Origin of the sequence: Enterobacter sichuanensis (genome assembly GCF_002939185.1) — a bacterium.
Taxonomy (GTDB): domain Bacteria; phylum Pseudomonadota; class Gammaproteobacteria; order Enterobacterales; family Enterobacteriaceae; genus Enterobacter; species Enterobacter sichuanensis.
Genome location: NZ_POVL01000130.1, coordinates 1 through 2,209, shown reverse-complemented (window position 1 = coordinate 2,209; position 2,209 = coordinate 1). Strand labels below are relative to the sequence as shown.

Genomic DNA, 2,209 nt, shown 5'->3' with positions numbered 1-2,209 from the left:
CCATCAAAGAAAGGATAGAGGCAGCCGAAGCCGCAGCGGAACAAATCAAAGCCGATGGTGGTGAGGTACCTGAAGAGTTACTTAATCCGGTACCGGGTGCGCATCTGGAAGTCGGCGAACGTTCATTACAGGTGCGCTAATCATGCTGAAACTGACTCTCAAAAGAGGTGATGCGGTACACGTGGTGTTTCCTGATGGAACAAACGGGATCATCGAAGCACGTAGCCGCAGCGAGCTGGGGTTACATCTTCCGGAGAACGTCAAGGTTAAACGTGAGAAAGGTGCGTTTCTGGAAGGAAACCTGATTAAGCGTAATCAGAATTAATACCTCTTTGCCGATAGCATTGTGGCCCCACTTAATCAACGGAGGCCACAATGCTGCACTGGCAACCCGGAGCAATTTTGCTCTCAGACTTTGATACCAAGATCGGAAAATTATCAGCGAGCGTACGAAAGAAGACCCTGACCAGGTCGGATATAGAGCGTGCCTGTAATGACGCTGACGATGCGATATACCGCATGTTGAGGAAAGACCATGAGACACGATCACGACATTATCACCAGAGAAGAGATGATAGAACTGACGGGGACTCCGCTTAAATCAAAACAGTGCGATGCTCTGCGTCGCGCCGGGATATTCTTTATGGAAAGAGCGGACGGCCACCCTAAAACAACATGGGGGCATTTCATGAACCCCATAAAATACCGCAACCCGGAAGAACCCCCGGTGCGCGAGGATAAAGAACCAGATTTCGGAGCCGTATTTAATGGCCGGAAAGCGTAAAAACCCCTCCGACAGCTGGATGCCACCGCGAGTATATCGCGGCAAAGCAGCGTATGAGTTTCGGACTAAAGATAACAAAGCCGTTCGCCTGTGCTCCCTTACAGAAACACAGGCATCGGTCTGGCTGGCGTATGAGAAAGCCGTAGGCGAAGAAGTCCGGAAAAATACATTCCAGACCCTCGCAGATATGTTTATGACCTCCCCCGACTTTATGGATTTGTCACCGGAAACCAGAAAGGATTACACGAAATATTCGGGTAAGGTATTACCCGTTTTTGGCAAAACAGATCCCAATAAAATAAAACCTGAGCACATCCGGCGTTATATGGATCAGCGTGGTATCTCAAGCCGAACGCAGGCGAACAGGGAAAAGAGTTTCCTTTCGCGGGTATTTCGTTGGGGCTACGAACGTGGATATGTAGAAAGAAACCCATGTCAGGGGGTTAAACAATTCAAGGAGGTATCACGCGAGCGCTATGTGACGGATGAAGAATACAATGCTGTGTATGAGGTTGGGGCTGATGTGGTCCGTGCTGCAATGGAGATCGCTTACCTATGCGTTGCCAGGCAGAGCGATGTCCTGTCTTTAAGTGAAGAGCAGATCAGCGACATGGGGATATTTATCCGCCAGGGTAAAACTGGCGTGAAGCAGATCAAGGCATGGACACCTCGTTTACGTGCAGCGGTTTCGCTGGCTCGCGCGCTGCCGCTAAAACCTGGCATAAGAAGCCTGTTTCTTATCCACCAATCCAGTGGTAGCAAATACACCCGTGATGGCTTTAACTCGCGCTGGCGCGAGGCAAAACTCGCAGCCCAGGCTAAGTACCCTCACCTGTCGATTGATTTCACTTTCCACGATCTGAAAGCAAAAGGCATTTCAGATCTGGAGGGCAGCCTTGAAGAGAAACAGGCAATTTCCGGCCATAAGAACTCCCGGCAGACGGCAATTTATGACAGGAAAGTAAAAGTGGTACCAGTTGTGGGCGGACAGAAAAACTGATTGGGTATGCGTTCGCGGAAAAATCATCTTCGGACGCATCTTCGGAAAAGCAAATTTCGGGCATAAAAAAACCACCTTTCGGTGGTTTATACGACACTGTTTATCATTGATTTTATTCTAGTTTTCCCATGGTACCCGGAGTGGGACTTGAACCCACACAGCGCGAACGCCGAGGGATTTTAAATCCCTTGTGTCTACCGATTCCACCATCCGGGCTCGGGAAGAAAGTGGAGGCGCGTTCCGGAGTCGAACCGGACTAGACGGATTTGCAATCCGCTACATAACCGCTTTGCTAACGCGCCGTAAAACTTTTCAAACTGACACCCGCTAGTGCGCATGTCTTTAATCTGGAGCGGGAAACGAGACTCGAACTCGCGACCCCGACCTTGGCAAGGTCGTGCTCTACCAACTGAGCTATTCCCGCA

General features: G+C 50.1%; 3 protein-coding genes, 3 tRNA genes and 1 pseudogene. 4 read left to right on the top strand and 3 right to left on the bottom strand.

All coding sequences use genetic code 11. The features are described 5' to 3' along the window. The 4 genes and pseudogenes from C5687_RS25460 to C5687_RS23995 all read left to right on the top strand — a co-directional run. Nucleotides 1-140: pseudogene (locus tag C5687_RS25460) on the top strand (siphovirus Gp157 family protein); the annotation flags it as partial. 2 nt (nucleotides 141-142) lie between these two features. Beyond that, nucleotides 143-325 carry a hypothetical protein gene (locus tag C5687_RS24010; protein ID WP_032609566.1) on the top strand — a complete coding sequence of 61 codons (183 nt, stop codon included), beginning with the start codon at nucleotides 143-145 and terminating at the stop codon, nucleotides 323-325. Between the two features lie 210 nt (nucleotides 326-535). Beyond that, nucleotides 536-784 carry a DUF4224 domain-containing protein gene (locus C5687_RS24000; protein ID WP_104558212.1) on the top strand — a complete coding sequence of 83 codons (249 nt, stop codon included), beginning with the start codon at nucleotides 536-538 and terminating at the stop codon, nucleotides 782-784. After that, on the top strand, nucleotides 768-1,784 hold the full coding sequence (locus tag C5687_RS23995; RefSeq protein WP_104558210.1) for a tyrosine-type recombinase/integrase: 1,017 nt from the start codon (nucleotides 768-770) through the stop codon (nucleotides 1,782-1,784). Before C5687_RS24000 ends, C5687_RS23995 begins: the two co-directional genes overlap by 17 nt. Nucleotides 1,785-1,913: 129 nt before the next feature. Here C5687_RS23995 and C5687_RS23990 read toward each other — a convergent pair. From C5687_RS23990 to C5687_RS23980, 3 genes are all read right to left on the bottom strand, one after another. Then, nucleotides 1,914-2,000, bottom strand: a tRNA-Leu gene (locus C5687_RS23990). Between the two features lie 12 nt (nucleotides 2,001-2,012). Further along, a tRNA-Cys gene (locus C5687_RS23985) sits at nucleotides 2,013-2,086 on the bottom strand. 46 nt (nucleotides 2,087-2,132) lie between these two features. Continuing rightward, nucleotides 2,133-2,208: transfer RNA gene (locus C5687_RS23980), tRNA-Gly, on the bottom strand. Between the last annotated feature and the right edge of the window lies 1 nt (nucleotide 2,209).